Annotated in this window: 27 protein-coding genes; 14 read left to right on the plus strand and 13 right to left on the minus strand. The window is 32.9% G+C overall.

Annotated features, from left to right (window positions below):
* Positions 1-9: 9 nt before the first annotated feature.
* The 6 genes from purH to rodA all read left to right on the plus strand — a co-directional run bounded on the left by purH (position 10) and on the right by rodA (position 7,269).
* Positions 10-1,536 carry a bifunctional phosphoribosylaminoimidazolecarboxamide formyltransferase/IMP cyclohydrolase gene (purH, locus tag GWR14_RS10330; RefSeq protein WP_163408952.1) on the plus strand — a complete coding sequence of 509 codons (1,527 nt, stop codon included), beginning with the start codon at positions 10-12 and terminating at the stop codon, positions 1,534-1,536.
* A 54-nt stretch (positions 1,537-1,590) separates the two neighbouring features.
* A complete protein-coding gene (locus tag GWR14_RS10335) occupies positions 1,591-2,619 on the plus strand; it encodes a rod shape-determining protein (protein WP_163408953.1) in 1,029 nt (342 codons plus the stop codon).
* Positions 2,620-2,724: 105 nt separating this feature from the next.
* Complete coding sequence (mreC, locus tag GWR14_RS10340) at positions 2,725-3,555, plus strand: rod shape-determining protein MreC (protein ID WP_163408954.1); 831 nt, start codon at positions 2,725-2,727, stop codon at positions 3,553-3,555.
* On the plus strand, positions 3,548-4,054 hold the full coding sequence (locus GWR14_RS23900; protein WP_163408955.1) for a rod shape-determining protein MreD: 507 nt from the start codon (positions 3,548-3,550) through the stop codon (positions 4,052-4,054). The genes mreC and GWR14_RS23900 overlap by 8 nt, the downstream gene beginning before the upstream one ends.
* The gene (mrdA, locus tag GWR14_RS10350; protein WP_163408956.1) at positions 4,051-6,018 is read left to right on the plus strand and encodes a penicillin-binding protein 2; all 1,968 of its coding nucleotides are present in this window, start codon (positions 4,051-4,053) and stop codon (positions 6,016-6,018) included. The genes GWR14_RS23900 and mrdA overlap by 4 nt, the downstream gene beginning before the upstream one ends.
* Positions 6,019-6,033: 15 nt before the next feature.
* The gene (gene rodA, locus GWR14_RS10355; RefSeq protein ID WP_163408957.1) at positions 6,034-7,269 is read left to right on the plus strand and encodes a rod shape-determining protein RodA; all 1,236 of its coding nucleotides are present in this window, start codon (positions 6,034-6,036) and stop codon (positions 7,267-7,269) included.
* A gap of 54 nt (positions 7,270-7,323) precedes the next feature.
* Here rodA and GWR14_RS10360 read toward each other — a convergent pair whose 3' ends face one another.
* From GWR14_RS10360 to ruvC, 6 genes are all read right to left on the minus strand, one after another.
* A complete protein-coding gene (locus tag GWR14_RS10360) occupies positions 7,324-8,034 on the minus strand; it encodes a PH domain-containing protein (protein ID WP_163408958.1) in 711 nt (236 codons plus the stop codon).
* A 69-nt stretch (positions 8,035-8,103) separates the two neighbouring features.
* Positions 8,104-8,475, minus strand: a complete 372-nt coding sequence (locus tag GWR14_RS10365; protein ID WP_163408959.1) for an MmcQ/YjbR family DNA-binding protein — start codon at positions 8,473-8,475, stop codon at positions 8,104-8,106.
* Positions 8,476-8,486: 11 nt separating this feature from the next.
* Entirely contained in the window at positions 8,487-8,888 is a 402-nt protein-coding gene (locus GWR14_RS10370; protein WP_163408960.1) for a GNAT family N-acetyltransferase, read from the minus strand.
* Complete coding sequence (locus GWR14_RS10375; protein ID WP_163408961.1) at positions 8,881-9,648, minus strand: cyclase family protein; 768 nt, start codon at positions 9,646-9,648, stop codon at positions 8,881-8,883. Before GWR14_RS10375 ends, GWR14_RS10370 begins: the two co-directional genes overlap by 8 nt.
* Positions 9,649-9,712: 64 nt before the next feature.
* Positions 9,713-10,849 (minus strand): radical SAM family heme chaperone HemW, encoded by a 1,137-nt coding sequence (gene hemW / locus GWR14_RS10380; RefSeq protein WP_163408962.1) that lies wholly within the window; start codon positions 10,847-10,849, stop codon positions 9,713-9,715.
* 94 nt (positions 10,850-10,943) lie between these two features.
* Positions 10,944-11,498 (minus strand): crossover junction endodeoxyribonuclease RuvC, encoded by a 555-nt coding sequence (gene ruvC, locus GWR14_RS10385; RefSeq protein WP_163408963.1) that lies wholly within the window; start codon positions 11,496-11,498, stop codon positions 10,944-10,946.
* Positions 11,499-11,642: 144 nt separating this feature from the next.
* On the opposite strand from ruvC, the gene GWR14_RS10390 reads away from it, so the two are divergent.
* Positions 11,643-12,587 (plus strand): lysylphosphatidylglycerol synthase transmembrane domain-containing protein, encoded by a 945-nt coding sequence (locus GWR14_RS10390; RefSeq protein WP_163408964.1) that lies wholly within the window; start codon positions 11,643-11,645, stop codon positions 12,585-12,587.
* Positions 12,584-13,693 carry a glycosyltransferase family 2 protein gene (locus GWR14_RS10395; RefSeq protein ID WP_163408965.1) on the plus strand — a complete coding sequence of 370 codons (1,110 nt, stop codon included), beginning with the start codon at positions 12,584-12,586 and terminating at the stop codon, positions 13,691-13,693. Before GWR14_RS10390 ends, GWR14_RS10395 begins: the two co-directional genes overlap by 4 nt.
* 129 nt (positions 13,694-13,822) lie before the next feature.
* On the opposite strand, the gene GWR14_RS10400 is transcribed toward GWR14_RS10395, so the two are convergent.
* Complete coding sequence (locus GWR14_RS10400) at positions 13,823-14,317, minus strand: hypothetical protein (protein ID WP_163408966.1); 495 nt, start codon at positions 14,315-14,317, stop codon at positions 13,823-13,825.
* Between the two features lie 173 nt (positions 14,318-14,490).
* Here GWR14_RS10400 and GWR14_RS10405 point away from each other — a divergent pair, with 173 nt between their 5' ends.
* Entirely contained in the window at positions 14,491-14,991 is a 501-nt protein-coding gene (locus tag GWR14_RS10405; protein ID WP_163408967.1) for a DUF456 domain-containing protein, read from the plus strand.
* A gap of 281 nt (positions 14,992-15,272) precedes the next feature.
* Positions 15,273-15,860, plus strand: coding sequence for a DUF937 domain-containing protein (locus GWR14_RS10410; protein ID WP_163408968.1), 588 nt, complete (start codon positions 15,273-15,275; stop codon positions 15,858-15,860).
* A gap of 29 nt (positions 15,861-15,889) precedes the next feature.
* Here the strand turns inward: GWR14_RS10410 and GWR14_RS10415 are convergent, their stop codons facing one another.
* The 6 genes from GWR14_RS10415 to xrtF form a co-directional block, all read right to left on the minus strand.
* A complete protein-coding gene (locus GWR14_RS10415; RefSeq protein WP_163408969.1) occupies positions 15,890-16,570 on the minus strand; it encodes a DedA family protein in 681 nt (226 codons plus the stop codon).
* A 132-nt stretch (positions 16,571-16,702) separates the two neighbouring features.
* Positions 16,703-17,044 carry a heavy-metal-associated domain-containing protein gene (locus tag GWR14_RS10420; protein WP_163408970.1) on the minus strand — a complete coding sequence of 114 codons (342 nt, stop codon included), beginning with the start codon at positions 17,042-17,044 and terminating at the stop codon, positions 16,703-16,705.
* Between the two features lie 53 nt (positions 17,045-17,097).
* Complete coding sequence (locus GWR14_RS10425; protein WP_163408971.1) at positions 17,098-19,104, minus strand: TonB-dependent receptor plug domain-containing protein; 2,007 nt, start codon at positions 19,102-19,104, stop codon at positions 17,098-17,100.
* Positions 19,105-19,221: 117 nt separating this feature from the next.
* The gene (locus GWR14_RS10430) at positions 19,222-19,614 is read right to left on the minus strand and encodes an HYC_CC_PP family protein (protein WP_163408972.1); all 393 of its coding nucleotides are present in this window, start codon (positions 19,612-19,614) and stop codon (positions 19,222-19,224) included.
* A gap of 46 nt (positions 19,615-19,660) precedes the next feature.
* The gene (locus tag GWR14_RS10435; RefSeq protein ID WP_163408973.1) at positions 19,661-20,107 is read right to left on the minus strand and encodes an exosortase F system-associated membrane protein; all 447 of its coding nucleotides are present in this window, start codon (positions 20,105-20,107) and stop codon (positions 19,661-19,663) included.
* A complete protein-coding gene (gene xrtF / locus GWR14_RS10440) occupies positions 20,097-20,633 on the minus strand; it encodes an exosortase family protein XrtF (RefSeq protein WP_163408974.1) in 537 nt (178 codons plus the stop codon). The genes GWR14_RS10435 and xrtF overlap by 11 nt, the downstream gene beginning before the upstream one ends.
* A gap of 71 nt (positions 20,634-20,704) precedes the next feature.
* On the opposite strand from xrtF, the gene GWR14_RS10445 reads away from it, so the two are divergent.
* The 4 genes from GWR14_RS10445 to rpsO all read left to right on the plus strand — a co-directional run bounded on the left by GWR14_RS10445 (position 20,705) and on the right by rpsO (position 23,304).
* Positions 20,705-21,160: a GAF domain-containing protein gene (locus GWR14_RS10445; protein WP_163408975.1), complete on the plus strand. Its 456-nt coding sequence runs from the start codon at positions 20,705-20,707 to the stop codon at positions 21,158-21,160.
* Between the two features lie 34 nt (positions 21,161-21,194).
* The gene (locus tag GWR14_RS10450; protein ID WP_163408976.1) at positions 21,195-21,902 is read left to right on the plus strand and encodes a toxin-antitoxin system YwqK family antitoxin; all 708 of its coding nucleotides are present in this window, start codon (positions 21,195-21,197) and stop codon (positions 21,900-21,902) included.
* A 55-nt stretch (positions 21,903-21,957) separates the two neighbouring features.
* Positions 21,958-22,929 (plus strand): energy transducer TonB, encoded by a 972-nt coding sequence (locus GWR14_RS10455; RefSeq protein WP_246236315.1) that lies wholly within the window; start codon positions 21,958-21,960, stop codon positions 22,927-22,929.
* Between the two features lie 108 nt (positions 22,930-23,037).
* The gene (rpsO, locus tag GWR14_RS10460; protein WP_008466503.1) at positions 23,038-23,304 is read left to right on the plus strand and encodes a 30S ribosomal protein S15; all 267 of its coding nucleotides are present in this window, start codon (positions 23,038-23,040) and stop codon (positions 23,302-23,304) included.
* Positions 23,305-23,319 lie beyond the last annotated feature (15 nt).

Raw genomic sequence — 23,319 nt, forward strand, 5'->3', positions numbered from 1 at the left:
AACTACACAATGAGCACAACTAAAAAAATACAATCAGCGTTAATATCTGTTTTTTCGAAAGATGGATTAGAACCAATCGTTAGAAAATTACACGAACAAAACGTAACACTTTATTCAACAGGAGGAACAGAAGATTTCATTAAAAACCTTGGTATTCCGGTAGTTCCTGTTGAAGACATCACTTCTTTTCCTGAAATTCTTGGCGGACGAGTAAAAACTTTACACCCAAAAATTTTTGGAGGTATCTTGAACCGTCAGGATAACGAAAGTGACGTTCAGCAGATGAAAGAATTTGATATTCCACAGATTGATTTAGTAATTGTTGATTTATATCCTTTTGAAAAAACTGTTGCTTCTGGTGCAAGCGAGCAGGATATTATTGAAAAAATTGATATCGGAGGTATTTCACTAATTCGTGCCGGTGCAAAAAATTTCAAAGACACAGTAATTGTTGCTTCTGTAAACGAATACAGTTTGCTTTTAGATTTGATTACCGAGCAAGACGGGGCAACAACTTTGGAGAACAGAAGATTATTTGCTACTAAAGCATTCCACGTTTCATCTCACTATGATGGAGCAATTTTTAATTATTTCAATACAGATGAGACTATTTACAAAGAAAGTATTGCAAACGGTCAGGTTTTAAGATACGGTGAAAACCCTCACCAAAAAGGATTCTTCTTTGGAGATTTTGACGCTATGTTCAAAAAAGTTCACGGAAAAGAATTATCATACAACAACTTACTTGATGTTGATGCTGCTGTTAACTTAATTGCTGAGTTTAAAACTGACGGACCAACATTCGCTATTTTAAAACACAACAATGCTTGTGGATTAGCTTCAAGAAAAACGATCAGCGAAGCTTATTTAGCAGCTTTAGCTTGTGACCCAACTTCAGCTTTTGGAGGAGTGTTAATTTCTAATACTAAAATTGATTTAGAAACTGCACAGGAAATCAACAAACTATTCTGCGAAGTTGTAATTGCTCCAGCTTATGATGATGAGGCTGTTACGGTTTTACAAGAGAAGAAAAACCGAATTATTTTAGTTCAAAATGAAGTTGAATTACCAACTCGTCAAGTAAGAACTTGTCTTAATGGTTTGTTAATTCAGGACAGAAATAACATTACAGATACTAAAGAGCATTTAAAAACCGTTACAATTACAGAACCGACTGCTCAGGAGATTGAAGATTTGATCTTTGCTTCTAAAATCTGTAAGAATACAAAATCAAACACTATTGTATTTGCAAAAAACGGAACATTGATTTCTTCTGGCACAGGTCAGACATCGAGAGTTGATGCTTTAATACAGGCCGTTGATAAAGCAAAAGCTTTTGGATTTGATTTGAACGGAGCTTCAATGGCAAGTGATGCATTTTTCCCTTTTCCGGATTGTGTAGAACTGGCAAAAAAAGCAGGAATAACAGCTGTAATTCAGCCTGGAGGTTCTATAAAAGATGAGTTGAGCATCAATTATTGCAACGAAAATAATCTTGCAATGGTATTTACAGGAACACGTCATTTTAAACATTAATTTGTTTAACTTTGTTCAAAATAATTTATAACATTTTAAACCCCTAAAAAACTTATGGGATTTTTTGATTTCATGACTGAGGATATTGCGATAGACCTTGGTACCGCAAACACTTTAATCATTCATAATGATAAAGTTGTTATTGACAGCCCTTCTATCGTGGCGCGCGACAGAATTTCAGGCAAAATCATCGCTGTTGGTAAAGAAGCCAACATGATGCAAGGTAAAACACATGAAAACATCAAGACCATAAGGCCTTTGAAAGATGGTGTAATTGCTGATTTCGATGCTTCGGAAAAAATGATCAATATGTTCATTAAAAGTATTCCGGCATTGAAAAAAAGAATGTTTACTCCAGCTTTAAGAATGGTAGTATGTATTCCTTCCGGAATTACTGAGGTTGAAATGCGTGCAGTAAAAGAATCTTGTGAAAGAGTAAATGGAAAAGAAGTTTATCTGATTCACGAGCCTATGGCTGCAGCAATTGGTATTGGAATCGATATCATGCAGCCAAAAGGAAACATGATTGTGGACATTGGCGGTGGTACAACTGAAATTGCCGTTATCGCATTAGGTGGAATTGTGTGTGACAAATCTGTAAAAATTGCAGGGGACGTTTTCACAAACGATATAGTTTATTATATGCGTACACAACATAACCTTTTTGTTGGTGAAAGTACAGCTGAAAAAATAAAAATTCAAATCGGAGCTTCTATCGAAGATTTGGACGGGCCACCTGAAGATATGTCTGTTCAGGGTAGAGATTTGCTTACAGGGAAACCTAAACAGGTTGATGTTTCATACCGTGAAATTGCTAAAGCATTAGACAAATCAATTCAGCGTATTGAAGATGCCGTAATGGAAACTTTATCTCAGACTCCTCCTGAATTAGCAGCAGATATTTACAACACAGGTATTTATTTAGCAGGTGGTGGATCAATGTTAAGAGGTCTTGACAAACGTATTTCCCAAAAAACAGATTTACCTGTTTACATTGCAGAAGATCCTTTAAGAGCTGTTGTCCGTGGAACAGGAATGGCACTTAAAAACATTACAAAATTCAAAAGCATCTTAATTAAATAAGATTCAAAATAACAAATCAAAAAAAATCAGAGTTGAATCTAACCATTCGGCTCTGATAAATTTGAAACCAAAAGCATATCCTGAAACAAAATAACCGAACAAGAAATGCAGCAAATTTTTAATTTCATTATACGAAACAGTAACCGGTTGCTGTTTTTGCTGCTTTTAGGCGTATCATTGGCACTCACAATTCAATCTCATTCTTTTCACAGAAGCAGGGTTATCAGTTCTGCTAATTTTATAAGTGGCGGTGTTTATGAAAAAATAAATACTGTAAACGAGTATTTGAATTTAAGAACTGAAAATGACGAACTGGTACTTGAAAACGCAAGATTAAAAAGTCTTTTATTCAACATAGAAGACACTACAAAAGCACCAATGATCGACAGTCTTAAAGGTGTGAAACCGGCAGATATTATTGTTTCAAAAGTAATTCATAATTCATACAGTACTCACGAAAATTACCTTACCTTAAACTCCGGATCTAATGAAGGTGTAAAACAAGACATGGGTGTAATTAATAGCTTAGGTATTATTGGAATAGTAGACAACACTTCTCCAAATTATTCTACAGTAGTCAGCATCTTGAATATGAAATCCCAAATTAATGCTAAAATAAAAAAATCAAATCACTTTGGTTCGCTTACGTGGAATGGAAAAAGTACAGGCTTCGTACAACTGACCGATGTTCCAAGACTAGCTTCGGTTAGAAAAGGTGACACTATTGTCACAGGTGGGCAATCTGTAATTTTCCCTGAAAACATTAACATTGGAACAGTCGATAAGGTATATACCGACAAAAAGACTACTTTTTATACAATTAATGTTAAGCTATTTAACGACATGACTAATTTAGGGCATGTCTATATCATCAAAAGCAAAGACAGAGAAGAACTTATTAATTTAGAAAACAAAAACAAGGAAAAAGATGAATAGCGCTTTGTTAGTCAATATTTTTCGGTTTATTATGTTGCTGGCAATTCAGGTTGTTATTTTTAATAATATGAATTTTCTGGGATACATAAGTCCTTTTCCGTATATCTTATATATCATTTTATATCCGGTAAACAGTAACAGAACCGGTTTAATAATTTCTAGTTTTTTATTAGGACTTACCATGGACATGTTCTGTAATTCAGGTGGGATTCACGCTGCTTCGTGCGTAATTTTATCGTATTACAGGCCTTATATTTTTAAATTTTCTTTTGGGTTAAGTTATGAATATCAGACTATAAAACTAAATGAGTCATTGACACCTGAACGATTTTCATTCATTCTGGTTTCAGTTTTACTGCATCATATAGTCTTATTTATCCTTCTCGCCTTTCAATTTAAATTTATCTGGGATATTTTACTCAGGACCTTATTCAGTTCTGTTTTCACAATACTCATTTCTATAATAATCATATATCTTATTAAGCCAAATAAACGATGAGAAAAGTTCTGCTGCCCACTTTAATTATTATTGCAGCATCTTTGCTAGTAATCAGGATATTTTATTTACAGGTTATTGATGATTCTTTCAAACTAAAATCAGAGAATAACGCTATCAAAATAAAATACGATTATCCTGAACGAGGCTATATTTATGATAGGTACGGAAAATTGCTTGTTGCGAATCAGTCTTCTTACGACATTATGGTGATTCCAAGAGATATTAAAGAAGATCTGAATGTTACAGAGTTCTGTCAATTATTAAATATTACAAAAGAAGATTATTATAAAAGAATAGAAAAAGCGAAGGTTTACAGCCCTAGATTACCTTCTGTTTTTTTAGCACAACTTAATAAATCCGAATTTGCTGCTTTTCAGGAAAAAATTAGAAAATATGAAGGTTTTTATTTTCAAAAACGTTCTCTTCGCGATTATGAGGTAGACTATGGTGCAAATATTTTTGGCTTTATCACTCAGGTAAATGAAAAGCTTATTGCAAGAAATCCTTACTACAATAGTGGTGATTTAATTGGAAAACAAGGTGTTGAAGAAAGTTACGAGGAAATCCTAAGAGGCATAAAAGGGGTTAAATACATCCAAAAAGACAAATACAATCGTGAGATTGGCTCTTATAAAGATGGAAAATACGATACTATTGCCGTACAAGGAGAAGACATTACTTTAACCATTGACGCTGAACTTCAAAAATACGGTGAAGAATTAATGATTAATAAACGAGGAGGAATTGTAGCGCTTGAACCTAAATCGGGAGAAATTTTGGCGCTTGTTACGGCTCCTTCTTACGACCCTGGAATTTTAGTTGGAAGACAGCGTTCTAAAAACTATACCCTTTTATATCATGATTCTATTGCCAAACCTCTTTATGACAGAGGGCTTTTGGCAGAATATCCGCCGGGATCGCCTTTTAAAATTTTAACTGGACTGGTAGCTTTACAGGAAGGAGTTATTGACGAGAACTTTTCTGTTTCCTGCCATCATGGCTTCAGTTATGCGAGAGGGCGATTTATGAGATGTCACTGTAGTGGAGGACAATTGCAATTACACAGGGCTATTTACCAATCCTGCAACAGTTATTTCGCAACATCTTACATGCGAACAATTAATAAATATACTAAACCGGCTGCCGCAGTAGATGTTTGGAGTAATCACCTTAAGACATTTGGATTGGGTGAATTCATGGGATACGATTTGCCAACCGGAAAAAGAGGTAAAATACCTACTTCAAAAACCTATAAAAGAATGTACCCTAATGGAGGCTGGCGAAGTACAGCAATTGTTTCTAATGCAATTGGTCAGGGAGAAGTCGTAATGACACCAATACAATTAGCAAATATGATGGCAACTGTTGCCAATCAGGGGTATTATTATACGCCTCACATCATTAAAAAAATTGAAGGTGAAAAAATTGATGCCAAATTTACAACCAAGCATACCACTAGCATTGACAAAAAATATTTCCCGCCAATTATCAGCGGTTTATTTGATGTTTATAACATGGGAACTGCCAGCAGACTTAGAGTTGAAGGTATCGATATTTGCGGAAAGACCGGAACAGCAGAAAACTATACAAAAATTAATGGCGTAAGAACAAAACTAAAAGACCACTCTATATTTGTTGCTTTTGCACCAAAAGACAATCCAAAAATAGCTATTGCAATTATGATTGAAAATGGAGGTTTTGGTGCTACTATTGCCGGACCAATTGCCAGTTTGATGATTGAAAAATATTTGAAAAAGAAAATTTCAAGAACAGATTTAGAAACAAGAGTTTTAAACATAAGCCTTAGAAGCGAATACGCAAAATTAGGCGGTATGAAAGAAGCAGAAGTAATTGAATCGACACCGAAAGATTCTGTTCTTAAGGCTAAAATTGTTACTCCAAAAACACCAGCACCAAAAACAGAGCCTACGAAAACAGCAGTAGACACTACTAAAAAAAATTAATACGGATTATTTCAAATGAAAAATCAAAGCGTAAAAAACAATATTGACTGGATAAGTGTTATCATCTACAGTGCTCTGGTGATTCTGGGTTGGTTAAATATATATTCTTCTTCCCTGTCTTCTACGGAGGGAACTTATGAAAAACAGTTGATATTTATCGGTTGTACCATCCCTTTGATTTTTGTCGTATTATTTGTTGATGGAAAATTTTATGAAAAATACGCCAGTATAATTTTTATAGTTTCATTATTGTCCCTGGCCGGATTATTCCTCTTTGGAAAAACAATTGCGGGACAAAGATGCTGGTATGCAATAGGAAGTTTTACACTTCAGCCTTCAGAATTTGCTAAAGCTGCTACTTCATTAGCGCTGGCCAAATATCTTAGCGACACCCAAATCAACCTTAAAGAAACAAACAGACAATTACAGGCTTTAGCTATTATATTTTTGCCTGTAATGCTTATTTTACCTCAGCCAGATCCGGGAAGTGCTTTAATATATAGTGTTTTCATTCTTGTTTTGTTTAGAGAAGGATTACCTTCCTGGTATGTATGGACTGGCTTTATTACTATCCTGCTATTTGTCTTAACATTGGTTTTAGAAACTTATGCAGTAATCTTAATTGCTGCTGGTGTATTGGCAATAATATATTTCAAAGGAAGAGTTGTTGATAGAAACCTTCTTCTTAGTACTATTTTATTAGCCATTATTTCAGGATTTGTTCTTTCTGTAGACTATGTTTTTGATCATGTTTTTAAACAGCATCACAGAGACCGATTTAATATTTTACTTGGTAAAACAGTAGATATGAAAGGCATAGGATACAATACCAATCAATCTGAAATTGCTATTGGATCCGGAGGATGGCTTGGAAAAGGTTTTTTACAAGGAACACAAACAAAAGGAGGATTTGTACCAGAACAACATACTGATTACATTTATACAACTGTCGGTGAAGAATGGGGCTTTGCAGGTTCTTCAATAGTTATTATTCTTTTTGTCTGTTTATTTTTAAGAATAATTTACTTAGCAGAAAGACAAAAAACCAAATTTAGCAGGGTCTACGGATATTGTGTTGCCAGTATTCTATTCATTCACTTTTTTGTGAACATCGCCATGGTAATCGGTATCTTTCCAACAATTGGAGTCCCTTTACCTTTCTTTTCTTATGGAGGATCGGGCTTATGGGGATTTACCATTTTACTTTTTATATTCCTTAAAATGGATGCGAATAAGGTTAATGAATGGTAACCTTAAAAATAATAAACAAAAAAAAATCCGGAGTTTTAGACTCCGGATTTTTTTTTACATATAACTTAAAATCTCTTTCTTATAAGTATCATACTCTCCCTGAAGAATGAGTCCATTATCCAATAACTTTTTGTAATTCTGCAGCTTATCGAAGAGCTCTTCTTTAGACAATTCGCTTAATTTGCGTTCTCCTGTTGACTGAGTTTGTTGAACAGGCTCAATAGTTTCTGTATAAACCGGAGCTGCTGGTAAAATTTCGGCAAAATTTGATACTTCTTCAACTTCAACCTCTTCAACCTCATCAATAGTATTGCTTTCCTCTTCTATAGCTTTTGAAGTTTCAAAAACAGGCGCATCTATTACAACCGGATTCTTCAGTAAATCCAATTGTTCTTTAGCGTAAGTATATATTTTTCTAGCCTGAATTTTTGGAATATAATCTATCGAAATGGAGAAATCAGTCTTTGTATTAAATGAGAATTCTGAACCCAGAATATTTTCTTTTACAAAAGCACCGGCTATATTGTCCCAGGTATAATCTGTAAAATCCATTGAAAGCCCCAAATTTTTAGGCTCGCAAATAATAATTCTTTTATTCGTTAATACAATACTGTCCGGAAAAACAGTAATTGCCGGTTTTTTTTGAACAGCGATATACCCTACTTCTTCTCCTTTCATCAATAAATCACTTAGTTTTGAAGTAATTTTTTCAATTGCTTTTGGGTCTTGTTCTTCGTTCAGAAACTTTTTAAATTGTTCTTTCATATTCTATAAACTACTAAGTTGCAAATTAATTGAGTGTTATGTTTTTGACATTCCATACAAATGTAATGCCTAATTTTCTAATTCAATAATTTCATTCTGAATTTTCTTTGTCAGACTTTTGAAAACCAATTCGTACGAATGATCAATGAGTTCTTTGAGAAAAGGTGTAGGTAAATTTCCGTTTAATGCAATTGTATTCCAATGCACTTTGCTCATATGATATCCTGGTTTAATTTCATCATATTCTGCTCTGAGTTCTTGTGCACGCTCTGGATCACATTTCAAATTGACTGAAGCTTCATTCTTTTCCCATTGCGATAAAGAAGACAACGCAAACATTTTTCCTCCAACCTTGAATACCAAAGTGTCTTCATCAAAAGGAAAATGTTCACTAACACCTTTTTTCGAAAGACAGTATTCGTAATATGTTTCTAAATTCATTTTATCTAAAATTATACTATTTTCTTTTCCATCATTTTTTCCGGGTACTCTAAGGCCGTAAAACCGAATTTCTCATATAAAAAGTGAGCATCTGTTGTTGCCAAACGCCATATTTTGACTTCTTGTAGCTGCGGTTCATTCATCATGGCATCGATCAAAATAGACGAATAACCTTTTCCGCGATATTTTTCATCAATAAAAACATCCATTAAATAAGCAAAAACAACATAATCGGTTATTACTCTGGCAAAACCAATTTGTTCGTCATCCAAGTAAATTCCGAAACAAACCGAAGCATCAATGGTTGTCTTGACTTCTTCTATAGTTCGCCCCGCAGCCCAATAAATATCTTTCAGGAAGTTCTGAATAAACCGAACATCAAGTTTGGTTTTATCGGTTGAGACACTAATCATTTTTATTGTAGATTTTAAATAATAAAGGTTTGCTTGGACTTGCGTCGTTTTCAAACGAAACTATTTGAAGATTTAAAATATAATCTCCATCTTCGATTTCGTCTGAAACATAAATCATTTCGGTAATCGTAGCATTTAATCTAGCATCTGAATTTAGATTATGAGTGTCTTTTACATTCCAAAAAGCTTTATGAGCCAATAATTTTCCTTCATCATGTTCCCGGTCAACGCTTGGCAGGTCAATTAATAAATGCTGAATTTCGCTTTCGCAGATGAAAGCCGCTGCTTCTTCAGATAAATACGGTGGGTTGGTATTCGAATATTTCCTTGATTTTTTGTCTTTTAAATTAGGAAGTGTCCTTATAATTAAAGCTTCTGTTTCTGTGTTTACTAAAGATGAAATCTGTTCTTTAGTAATTATTAAATCTTCCCCGATTTTTTCAGGTTCAATCGTAATCAATTTAGCTGTAAAGAAAAACTTTTTAAGCGATTGATTAATGCTGTAAAAATCATTTGTAATATGCCCTAGACATTCCGTATGTGTGCCATGTCCATGCGGATTGAAGAAGATATTATTGAAATTCGTAGACGATTTTCCTTCAGAAACTTTCCCGATCCAGTCACCAAAAACTACGGGCTCAATAACCGGTTTTTCTATGTACCAGGCAATTGGGTTTTCATCTGTATTGGTTAATGAAATGGATATATCAATGGGTTTTGATAAATCGATTTGATATTGATTGTCAATTACTGCTAGCATAGGGACGTGGATTATACGGATATTCTAACGCAGATTTTAACGGATTTTTATCAGCGCTCAAGTTTTATTCTTCCAAATTTAAATAAAACAAATCACTTGCAATTCCATCTGTTAAAAATTTCCCTTTTAAAGTTGGTTTTAGGATATTGTTTTCGATAGAAAGTAAATCGTCGTTTAAGAATTTCTGAGATTGTTCTAATAAATAATCCAGATATTCTGCTCCAAATTCCTTTCCGATTCTATCTAAAGAAACGCCCCAAATAGTTCGTAAACCTGTCATAATATACTCATTATAACGGTCAGAAATAGTCAAAATTTCAGTTTCAATTGGGAGTTCGTTGTTTTGAATTGCTTTTATGTAAAGCGAATTATTAGCAATATTCCAGCCTCTTTTTTCACCGTCATAACTATGCGCAGAAGGCCCTATTCCTATGTATTTTTTTCCTAGCCAATACGCCGAATTGTTTTTCGAGAAATAATTCTCTTTTCCAAAATTCGATAATTCGTAATGAATAAAACCATTTTTCTGAAGCATTTCAACCAAAATCATAAAATGATTGGAAGCAGTTTCGTCTTTTGGCTCTGCAATTTTTCCAGTTTGGATTAATTTACTCAAAGCCGTTTTCGGTTCAACCGTCAGAGCATAACTTGAAATATGTGGAACACCAAAATCCAGAGCAGTCTGAATATTCTGTTTCCACATTTCATCGCTCATTCCCGGGATTCCGTAAATCAAATCCAGTGAAATATTGTCAAAGTATTTTGTTGCTTCTTTCAGACATTTTTTTGCTTCCGCCGAATTGTGGGCACGGTTCATCATTTTCAAATCGTCTTCATAAAAAGACTGAATTCCGATGCTGAGACGATTTATTGGACTTTTAAATAACTCTAAAATTCGTTCAGAAGACAAATCATCCGGATTGGCTTCAAGTGTGATTTCCGGATTTTCGGTGACTTTGTAATTCTTATAAACTTCAGAAGTCAAAAAATTTATTTCTGTGTTGCTTAATACCGAAGGTGTTCCTCCACCAAAATATATAGTTTCTATAACCTCATTCTCAAACTCATTTTTTCGCATTCCAATTTCTTTAGCTAATGCAAAAACCATATCGTCTTTCTTTTTCATAGAAGTTGAAAAATGAAAGTCGCAATAGTGGCAAGCCTGTTTGCAAAATGGTATGTGAATGTAAATTCCTGACATTTTTTTAATTAGAGAATTTGTCAATTAGAAAATGAGATAATTTTTTTCTTTGTCTATAGAATCATCTAATTGACAAATTTTCTCAATTGACACATTATTTTTTTACACGATCTTCGTTCTGTTTTACGAAAGCATCCCAGCCAGAATAACTTTTTCCGGCAACAACTTTTCCTGAATTGAAGTGATGACAAACCGCAGCCGCTAAACCGTCAGTTGAATCAAGATTTTTTGGTAATTCTTTTAAACCTAAAAGCTGTTGCAGCATTTTGGCAACCTGTTCTTTACTGGCATTTCCGTTTCCGGTAATTGCCATTTTTATCTTTTTGGGTTCGTATTCTGTGATAGGAATACCTCTTGAAAGCCCGGCTGCCATAGCAACACCTTGCGCACGCCCCAGTTTCAGCATCGACTGCACATTTTTTCCAAAGAAAGGTGCTTCAATCGCAATTTCGTCAGGACAATGCGTTTCGATTAGTTCAATTGTTCTTTCGAAGATGATTTTTAGTTTTTGGTAATGATTATCGTATTTGGAAAGCTGCAATTCATTCAACTGCAGAAATTCCATTTTTTTATTGGTTACCCTAATTAGTCCAAAACCCATAATTGTGGTTCCGGGATCAATACCTAATATGATGCGTTCTTTTGTCAAAATTTTTTATTTGGGTTACACAAAGTTTCGCTAAGTTAACACAGAGATTCACAAAGTTTTTTTAGTTTCTCTGTATGTCTTTGTGATCACTTTGTGAATCTTTGTGAAATAGCTTTTTCGCAATAGTTTTCTTTACTTTGCGACATGATTTCAATTTCTCACAAAGCTAAGCAATTCCTTGTTCTTGTAGTCAAACTTTTGATTGTTGGCGGCGCATTTTATTTTATTTACAATCAGCTGGCTAACAATGATAAATTAGACTGGCAGAAGTTTATCGCTGTGTTTCGAAAAAATCAGTCAGTTTTAGGAATTGGGTTTATTTTGCTTTTGAGTATTTTAAACCGCTATTTTGAGATTTTGAAATGGCAGAATCTGGCGCAGGTTATTCATAAAATTTCTGTTTACGAATCTACAAAACAGGTTTTAGCTGCTTTAACCGCCGGAATTTTTACACCAAATGGAGTTGGGGAATATGCCGGAAAAGCGTTATATTACCCAAAATCTGAAGCTAAAAAAGTAGTTTTCCTTAACCTGATCTGCAACGGAATCCAGATGGTTTTAACGGTACTTTTTGGAATTTTCGGACTGCTGTATTTCAATGCTCAATTTAATGTTATCACAACGAAGACCGTCCTGATTCTTTTTGGCGGATTTATACTTATTCTGATTGTTTTGTTTTCAATAAAAAAGATAAAAGTTAAAGGATATTCTATCGAAAAACTAATTCACAAAATCAATGAAATACCGAAATCAATTCATCAAAAAAATATCTTTTTAGGAATCTGTCGTTATTTGGTATTTTCACATCAGTATTACTTTTTATTTTTAGGTTTTGATGTTGATTTGCCTTATTTAACTTTAATGGCGGCCATAACGTCGGTTTACTTTTTAGCATCTTCATTGCCTACTTTTCAGTTTTTGGATTTTGCTGTAAAAGGAAGTGTTGCTATTTATTTCTTCGGAATTTTAGGAGTAAATGAGTGGATTGTCATTTTCATCAGTACTTTGATGTGGTTTTTAAACGTGGTTCTGCCGGTAGTTCTCGGAAGTTATTTCGTACTGAATTTTAAAACTAAAACCGCAGCATGATTCTCGAATTGTTCGCCATATTAGCAATTTATTTTATTAGTATTTCGCTGCTGATTTATGGTTTTTTCAGAATAAAAACATATCAAAAAAAGGATTTAGAGCCCAAAACAAGTTTTACGATTGTAGTTCCGTTTCGAAACGAAAAAGAAAATCTTCCCATACTTTTAGAGAGTTTTTCAAATTTGAATTATCCAAAGGAGTTATTTAGAGTTATTTTGGTTGATGATAATTCAAATGAGAAATTTCAAATCTCACATTTCACATTTCACATTTCACAAATTGACAATATTCGTGTTTCAAATTCTCCGAAAAAAGATGCGATTACAACAGCCATGCAACATGTAAAAACCGATTGGGTTATTACAACCGATGCCGATTGTATTGTTCCTGAAAACTGGCTTTTGACTTTTGACAACTATATTCAGATTCAGGAGAACAAAATTTCGATGCTGGCAGGTGCTGTAACCTATCAATGTATAAATTCTTTTCTGGAGCATTTTCAGCAATTGGATTTAACAAGTCTGCAAGGCGCTACGATTGGGAGTTTTGGCCTGAACAAAGGTTTTATGTGTAACGGAGCCAATTTTGCTTACAGAAAATCTTTATTCGAAAATCTGAATGGCTTTGAAGGGAATGACAAAATTGCCAGCGGAGATGATGTTTTTTTATTACAAAAAGCGATTGAAAATTCCCAAAACGAAGTTCATTATTTAAAAGCCGATGAAGCAATTGTGATTACAAAACCAACTGATAACTGGCAAACTCTATTTCACCAAAGAGTACGCTGGGCAGCCAAAACAAGCTCTTATAAAAGTACTTTCGGAAAGTTTCTTGGACTTATTGTTTTCTTTGGAAATCTGAGTTTTGTTATTGGATTTTTCTTCCTCCTTTTGGGGATTTGGTCGTATCCACTTTTTGTTTTATTTGCTTTTTTTAAATTTTTAATAGATTTTGCCCTTCTTTCTGTTACCAATCATTTTTTGACAAAAGCCAGGATTAAAAGTTTTTTGCTGAGCAGTTTATTCTATCCTTTTTTCAGTTCTGCAGTGGCGTTATACAGTTTATTTGGTTCTTATGAATGGAAAGGTCGTCGTTTTCAAAAGTAATTTCTCCTGAATATTACTTTCTTTCCTAGCCCCGATATCCTTTTGTGCCGTGGTTCGGCATAAAAGATTACTTCGTCAGTTCGCTATCGCTCGTGTGCAGTGAATAGCGGGAAATAGCTCCTAATTAAACTACAAATTTTGTTTTTTTTCTTTTTCCTTAAGAATTACGGGCAAAATAAATTGTGATTTTACCGGAATACCACGTTTGATGGCCGGATTAATTTTGGGAAAATCAACCAAACGGGCACGAAGAATACTATCGATTTTAATTCTGTCATAATTCACAGAATCTTTAGGGAATTGCGGTTCAAAATTAATGGTCGCATCTGGAAAAACGGTTATCTTTACTTCTATCGTATCGAGTTCAGGATATAAAACAGACAAAGTGTCGATATCTAATTTTTCCTGTATTAGCTGTGCCATAATTTCAAAAAAACATCGCTGGCGCTGGCTTTTATTATTGATTTTTTCGCAATCTGCCAAAGACGGATATTCATCAACTTCTTTCCAGTTAATTGATTTTAATTCTTTTTGAAGCAATTCTTTTTCAGAAGGTACCTGCTTCTCAAAATATTGACAAGAGTTAAAAATTAAAAAAACTAAAAAAAGGAAATGCTGTTTCAAGATTTTGATGTTGATTTAACTTATAATGTAAAAATACAATTATTTTTTTTGGCAAGCTTTCTATTGCAAATATTCCTGATATATTTTTAAAAGTCTTTTTTTCTATTATTTTTATAAATAAATCTTTTCACAGTTTATCATTTATAAAACATAAATCAATTTACAAAAATAATATGGACTTGTTATTAGTTTCTCTCGGATTTGTTTGCATGATAGTAGGAATATTAGGCAGTTTTTTACCTATTTTACCTGGTTTGTCAAGCTGTTGGGTTGGTTTATTATTATTGTATTTAACCAAAGCTGTTGAAAACAACTATTGGATTTTGGGTATCACTTTTATCATAATGATTACTATTACCATTTTAGATTATATAATTCCGGCAAAAGGAACTAAACGATTTGGTGGCAGTTCTTACGGGATTTGGGGAACTAACATCGGTTTGATAATTGGTATCCTTGCTCCTATACCCTTCGGAATAATTATCGGACCTTTTGCAGGCGCTTTTATTGGTGAAATAATCTATGACTCAAAAAATCATAAAAGAGCATTAAAAGCAGCTACAGGGTCGTTACTTGGCTTTTTGGCTTCAAGTTTTATCAATTTTCTATTTTGCATTGTTTTTTTGGGATTATTTCTGAGCATAGTATGGCAAAACAGAACTGATTTGTTTTAATGGCTTAATCAAATCTTAAGCTTTTTCTTATTTTTCTAAAATTTCGAAAAAGTAAAAAAACTTTTTTCGAAACAATTTATACTTTCATTTGAGAACTAAGGAGTTATATTTATTGATTGTACGATTTTTTCATGGTTAAATTACCAAAAAAACAAAAACAAAATATTTAACTTTATTTTTGGATATGTTAATATATTTTATATTTTTATCGCTATAATCGATGAAATACCACATTTATCGATTATTGACAGCAAAATATTAATTAATCCAGTAATACAATTATGACCCCAAATCTACAAATTGAACTACGCCGCTTTATCTCTTCCAATGTCATCTCCAAGTTAAACAAATTTTATTTCGAAAATGATGCCTTATTAATTAAGGCTATCGATGTTTCGTTAGGTACTGTTTTAATGGGATACTACAATAATTTTGAAGAGAAAACATTAGAAGAAATGACTGAACTTGTTGAGAAATCAGCATTTTACAAAGAAATTGATTTTGCTTCTGCCAGGATTTTATCTGTGGACGACAATTACAAATTAGAAGGCAATCCCCTTTTGGAACAAATTTTTACTGCTAAAAAAGGCAGGATTTCTGAAATGATTTCAAACGAGGTTGGTATCAAAAGTGAAACAGCACGAGAAGTTTTAAATTTTTCTGCACTACTTATTATTTCGTATTTGAAATATAACTCCGAATTAATTTCAAGTTTAAAAGTGCTTTTAGATGATCAGAAAAGAGACATCTTAAACAGCATCCCTCCCGGAATTAAAATTATTTTAGGCTTTTCATGTTATGAAACAGTCGAAGAAAAAAACAATTCACGTTTCGCCAGATCTATTTTCAATCTTTTTGGAAACAGTTAATTTTTATTCTTTTCCCTTTTAAAATTAATTTATATTTTCTCGATTGGTCTTTTCTTTAAAAGCTTCAATATAACCGGGAATGTAGAAATGATTATAATGACAACAACTATGTATTCAATATAATGTTTCAGATCAATTCCCTGTTTTAAAAATACGCCATATAAGTAGTGGCCAGAGAAGATTAATATAAAAGACCATAAAAAAGAACTCAGAACATTATAGAACATAAATTTCTTTTTATCCATTGAAACAATGCCCGCTATAATTGGAGCGAATGTTCTGAAAATTGGTAAAAACCTTGCATAAATAATAGCCTTACCTCCATACTTTTCGAAGAAATCCTTCGATTGTAAGAGGTATTTCTTTTTAAACCAAAAAGAGTCTTCTTTTTTGAATAAATAGTATCCGCTTTTGGCACCAAACCAATACCCGGTCATATTTCCGAAAACTCCCATTATTGCAACCGCAGTCGACAATAAAAGCACATTTATAAAATCACTTGGAATAAATACAACATTCTGAATTAAATCGCGGCTATAGATTCCGGCCAAAAAAAGCAAACTGTCCCCAGGAAGAAAAAAACCCGCAAAAAGTCCTGTTTCAGCAAAAACTATAAACAGTACAATAAATAAACCTATTTGAACACCTCCGATGCTTAATGTTATGTAAAATTCAGGGTTGACTAACTGAGTCCATTCAAAATTATTCATAAATGAGTTTGGTTATATTTATTAAGTGTGTGAAAGTAACAATAATTTACTTTAACCACAATAAAATACGGTATTTTAAACATAAATTAACTATTAAAAAAGCCCGGACTTTTAAAGCCGGGCTATCAATAATTATTCTCTTTCGTATTTGCAGCAGCTATGCAAATTATCATAATCTTTTTGCGTTGCCTTAACCTCTTTGGTATCATGTCCTGCTTTTGCCACAGCCTTATTTAAATCTGCTGTTGAACACTTTTCTTCATTTAAAATTACCGTTAACTGGTGTGAGTCAACATCCCAGGTTGCCGATTTTACTCCAGGGACACCAAAAGCCGCTTTTTCGATACGTTTTTTACACTGCTCACAATTACCGTTTACTTCTGTAGTGTATTTTAAATTCTTATTCTTTTTAGTCTGAGCCTGAGCTGAAAACCCTAAAAATGTTAGTACTGCTATTAAAATTAATTTTTTCATTTTATAAATTATTTATTGTAATTGTAATTGATTTTTGAAATTGATAATTGTATTTATTTTATTTTAAATCGTAATCCCGCATAATACATCTGACCAAAAATAGGTGCGTATGCTATTGAAGCATCAAAGTTAGTACCAAACGGATCATCAGCACCTAAGATTGCTTTTTGCTGCTTGTAATTTCCTATATTTTCCCCTCCAATATACACTTCAAAAACCGGAGAAAAAACACGTGTCACCTGAGCATTCATCACAACATAAGAAGGTGAAAATTCAGGAAACTGATCTGCTTCAGGATTTGATGCCGTGTATGGCAATTGCTGTTTTCCTGTCCAGTTGAAAGTATAATCAAACTTCCATTGTTTATCATCATTTACAGTGGTTTCATATTCCAGATTACCTAGAAAACGATGTTTTGCCTGCAACGGCCTCTGAAAAGTTCCTCTTAAATAAGAGGTCTGAATATCGTAATATTTATATGCTGTTCTCAAATTCAGGTTACGGATTAGCCCATAATTAAACTCAAACTGAAGACTATTTGCAAACGAACTTCCTTTTAGGTTATAAAACAAAACCTCCTGAGGGCTCTGCATTAAATCGACAACAGCCTGGTTTTGAAAATCGGTTCTGTATATATCAAAACCTGCTTCGGCATTTTTATTGAAAATTTTAAATTTCTGAGAAAAACTCACTCCGTAATTCCATGCAATTTCCGGATTCAAACCATAAATTTTTCCGCTGTTATCCAAAATTGAGAAAGTTCTTGAGCTTGCAAAAAGCTGCTGGTTTTCGGCAAAAATATTGGCTGAACGTTTTCCTCTTCCGGCAGAAAAACGAACTACTCCATTTTTCCAAGGATTATACCTTACATGTAGACGAGGTGTCACAAAAAGTCCTAAACGGTTATGATTATCAACTCTTCCACCCAAAATCAAACTGAAATTATCCGTATTATCATAAGTATATTCAAAAAATGCCCCAACAGAATTATCAATTCGGTTATAATCATTTACATATACTAATTCCTGATATTTATCGTAAGAAAAATTCAGACCTGTAGTAAATTTATGCATCGTGTTATTAATAATCGAACTAAAAATTAAATTCGAATAAAAACTATCCTGCTTGATATTATATTGATTCAGTCCGAAATAAGAATCTTGTTTATGGCTATTAAAAGCGTTTTGAAAACCAATGCTCTGATATGGCATATCTTTAAAAACGTACCCAATCTTCGTAGACACATCAAAACGTTCTGTATTGATTTCTGATCCCCAATAATTTGTAGTTCCGCGATCACGATCTTTATCAAAATCTACTTCTCCCGTTTGTTTTTTATCATTCATGTATCTGAAATTGATAAAACTCACCAAGCCGCTTTCAGGATTATAATATTGATAACGATTTAAAACATTGATTTGTTTTCCTAACGGGTTATCTAAAAAGCCATCATCGTTCATATCGTTTTTTGCTACACGCGCATTACCATGAAGAAACAAACTTGTTGCCCATTTATCAGATAATTTTTTGTTGAAATGCGTATTCAATTCAAAACGTGCATCGGTAGATCCATAAGCATTCAGGAAAAACGGAATATCGCTTAAAGGCTTTAAAAGTTCCGTATTTATTTGTCCCGAAATACTTTCATATCCATTAATTACACTTCCTGCACCTTTGGTAATCTGCACACTTTCGATCCATGTTCCTGGAGTAAAAGATAATCCGTAAGCCTGTGAAGCTCCACGAACCGAAGGGATGTTTTCTTCGGTAATCATCAGATAAGGACTTGTAAGACCCAACATTTTTATCTGTTTGGTCCCTGTTAAGGCATCAGAAAAATTGACATCAATTGACGGATTTGTTTCAAAACTTTCTGCCAGGTTGCAACACGCTGCTTTCAAAAGTTCTTTACTTGTAATAAGTGTCGTATTGGCGGTAAGTGTATAGGATTTTTTAAGTCCTTTTTGCTTTTTAGTAATTTTTACTTCCTCTAAATCTTCTTGCGAAAAAGCAGAAACAGAAAGCAAAAACACCATGAAAAGCATGATATTTTTTTGCATAAAAAAGATTTTAATGTTATTTAGAAATTTCTGTCTTTAAAAGATTCTCAAATAGATAAGAAACTTTAAAACATCATGATAACGACCATAAAAAATGGCCAGATCTAAACATTAAAATCAGGAATAAAATATGTATTGATTGTATAATTTGAATAAGGGGGGCGCATTTGCATCAGCATAATACGAAATGTTCTGACTGTTCTTAAAATTTGGAACAGATAAAAACTCAACTAAATTATATTGCTGAATTACTGCTGGAAATGCAAACTGAAAAAAGAAAACCTTAAAGGTCGCATCATCTGATTTCTTTTCAAATTTAAATACCTTGTCTTTACAGCAGGAAGATTTTTTTTCTTTATCTCCACAACATTTTTTTTCAGGAGAAACTGTAGTACTTAATGAAACGGAAGCGATTTTCCCTCCGCAATAGTGCACATCGAAAGCAAACCCAATGTTGGAAACCAACAAAAGGAACGCTAAAAATACTCCCGTACACTTCTTTAAATTCATACTGCAAAACTATTTAAAAAAGTCCGGATAAAAGCTAAACAAAATGTTATTTTTTAAGATTTTGTTCCTGATAGTAAAAAGCAGGAACAAATAATAACACAAATATGGGCTGAATAATAAATCTTCTTACATAAAAAAGCAGCCAACCTGCATTGGGAAAATATTCAAGGATGACAAAGAACATTCCTATAAGTACTACTAAAAAACACACATACAAAAATGCACTAAACTTTAGAATTTCATTATTCCTAAATAAAGCATAAATAAGCATTAACGACAAAATTGTATTTAAACAATAACGAAACAAAAGCCCTGTCAAAAGTTTAAAATTATCTGCCTGAGGAAACAGTAATCCTTTAAAATCTGAATCAAAATAAACCAGAAATGGATCGTAGAACAATTGATTTTCCAAAGCCCTGATAATTCCTAAACACACAACAATCAGAATGGTTATAACAATTTTGAATTTGTTTTCGAAAAGTTTATTTAGCATATTTTGAAAATTTATTTACCCATAAAACCCACAAAAGGAAAACCACCCCATAAATAATCAAAGGAAAAAGAACCCCGTGTAAAAGATGTTCCCTTTCAGGAAAACGAAACAACAAAATCGTTAATATCGCAATTCTGACTATGTTTAGAATATAAATAAAAAGAATTCCTGATAAAATAAATAACAAAGTTGTTTTAAGTTTTCCGGAAAAAGCAAGTACAAACGAAACAAACAAAATCATTACACTTACAGCATTACATCCTTCTACTATTCGGACAACATTCATTTTATTATACCAAACCTCTAAATAAGGTCCCAATAGACTTTTCTGAACCAGTACATCGCAATTAAAAAAATCCATTAACCTATAGACATTAGAACCAACAACACCAGTTATTCCGTCAATATCATTTTCGTCAAAGCTATCCAGATAATATTTATAAACTACTGTAAGTAAAATATAAGCGGCAAAAAATGTCCCTATAAAAATAAGGAAGGGTTTAAATTGTACTAAATATTTTTTCAAGGGGATTTTTTTTCAAATTTATGTATTTTTTGAGTTTAGCTTTAAATACTTTTGCATAAAATTTTCATATTATGACATTTCAGGAATTACAACCAAAAATATCAGCTATTGTAATTGAAGCAGATAAAACGAGAGACGAAAAATTATTAGCAATCTGTCATTTATTAAACGAAAACATCGAATATTACAATTGGGTAGGATTTTACTTTGCCAATCACGAAAACAGAACACTACATTTAGGACCATATGTAGGAGCAGAAACAGACCATACCGTGATTCCTTTTGGAAAGGGAATTTGTGGTCAGGTTGCTGAAAGCAATTCCAACTTTGTTGTACCGGATGTTTCTGCCCAGGACAATTATATTGCCTGCAGTTTTACTGTAAAATCAGAAATTGTTGTACCTTTATTTGTAAACGGAGTAAATATAGGACAAATTGATATTGACAGCCATGTAATTGATCCTTTTACTGAGGCTGATGAAAGATTTCTTGAATTTGTGAATCAGGAAGTTTCCAAATTATTCTAGAAGCCCCTATTTTTATTGTGAAAAATAGATCTGAATGAAAAAAAGCGTTTTCATATTATTTCATTTAATACTTTCAGTAAATCTATTTGCACAAATTAAAGTTGTCTCTAAGAAAATTTTTCTTGACTCGCTAAATTGCGAAACTAAGTCCGAAAACTATTACTATACACGCATAATTACCAATTATTCTCAAAAAAGCATCCGCTACGTTGTTACTGATTTTTACAAAAACGGAAGAAAAAAAATGACCGGCTCAACTTTAGATCGTGATGTTTTAAAAAAAGACGGAGAGTTTATTTGCTACTATAAAAACGGAGCAAAAGAGTCTGTCATAAATTATTCTGAAGATCATAAAACGGGTAAAGAAATTACTTGGTACGAAAATCAGAGTAAAAAATGTGAAAAGCAGAATGTTTGGGATCCGAAGACAAAAAAACTGCAAACTCTAATTCTTAACTTCTGGGATGAAAATAATAGTCAAACCGTAGTTAATGGAAATGGAGATTATGAAGAATCAGATAAATTTGGAACTCAAAAAGGAGGAATCAAAGATGGTTTAAAACAAGGGCTTTGGCAGGGGACAGATTCTTTACGTAAAATAACATTTACTGAAAATTACGATAAAGGGATTTTAATTTCTGGAGAAAGTACCGATGCAAACAATATAAAAACTTCTTATGTTTCTTCAGGTGAGAAACAAACTGATAAAAAAGCTCAGAAACAAAACAAAGCAAATCAATAACTTGCCCATATGTACTAAAAAAAATATCTTTGGTTCTCTAACTAACCTTATTTTTATGAAACCAATTTTATTTTCTTTTTTATTTCTTATCATTCCAAAAATAGTTCTTTCGCAGGTTTTGCCAAATAACGAATTAATCCTTTCTCCTGATGACAATTTTTTTTATTTAGACTCAGCCAGCACAGAAACCAACTCAAAAGATTACGCTTATATACGAGTAATCAAAGATGCTAAATTAAAAAAGAAAAACTATATTGTAGAGGAATATTATCGTTCAGGATCTTTACGAATGCGAGGAATTTCAACATTTTACACTGGAAATCTCAGAGAAGGAGAAGTAACTTATTATTATAAAAACGGTTCAAAAAAGTCAATAACAAATTATATCAAAGGCCGTGTTAATGGCCGAAAAACGGAATGGTATGAAAACGGAAACAAGAAACTTGAAGGCGAATATATTGAAGACAAAGAAAAACTAACATCAGAATTTAAAACAGATGAATTTTGGGATCAAAACGGCGTTCAAAAAGTAATTGCCGGAAATGGATTTTTCGATGATACAGATGAAAATGAATCTTCAAAAGGAGCAGTAAAAAACGGATTTAAGGATGGTATTTGGGAAGGCTCTTCTGCGAGACCGGCATTTACTTACAAAGAAACCTACGAAAACGGAAAATTAATTTCGGGGGAAAGTCGGGATAAAAATAATGTATCCTATAAATACACCCAGACAGAAGTGAAGCCTACCCCCAAAGGAGGCATGGAAAGTTTTTACAAATATATTGGAAAAAACTACAAACTACCCCTTATGCCTCAAGGGACTAAAGGAAAAATCTATGTTACATTTGTAGTTGACAAAGAGGGAAAAATAACAGAGCCAAAAGTTCTTCGGGACATTGGTTATGGTACAGGTTACGAAGCTTTACGGGTTTTGACAAACTACGATGGTTTTAGCCCAGGCGAACAAAGAGGACAAAAAATAAAGTGTTTGTACTCTTTACCCATAACAATTCAGTCTGCGAATTAAAATAATTCATAATTTATAATTCATAATTCATATATATTACTTACTTTTGCACCCGTCTTACAAAAGTTGTATTTGACATACATAAAAATCATTTAAAACAATATTGGAATGTATTTAACTAAAGAAAAGAAAGAAGAAATTTTTGCACAACACGGTGGTGCTACAAACACAGGAAGTGCAGAAGGTCAAATCGCATTGTTCACTTACAGAATTTCACACTTAACTGAGCATTTGAAAAAAAATCGTCACGATTACAACACTGAGCGTTCTCTTGTACTATTAGTAGGTAAAAGAAGAGCTTTGTTGGATTACTTGAAAAAGAAAGATATCAACAGATATCGTGAGATTATCAAAGTATTGAATATCAGAAAATAATCAATATAGAAAAGA

The sequence above is a fragment of the Flavobacterium ajazii genome, assembly GCF_010614725.1.
GTDB classification, from domain to species: Bacteria; Bacteroidota; Bacteroidia; order Flavobacteriales; family Flavobacteriaceae; genus Flavobacterium; species Flavobacterium ajazii.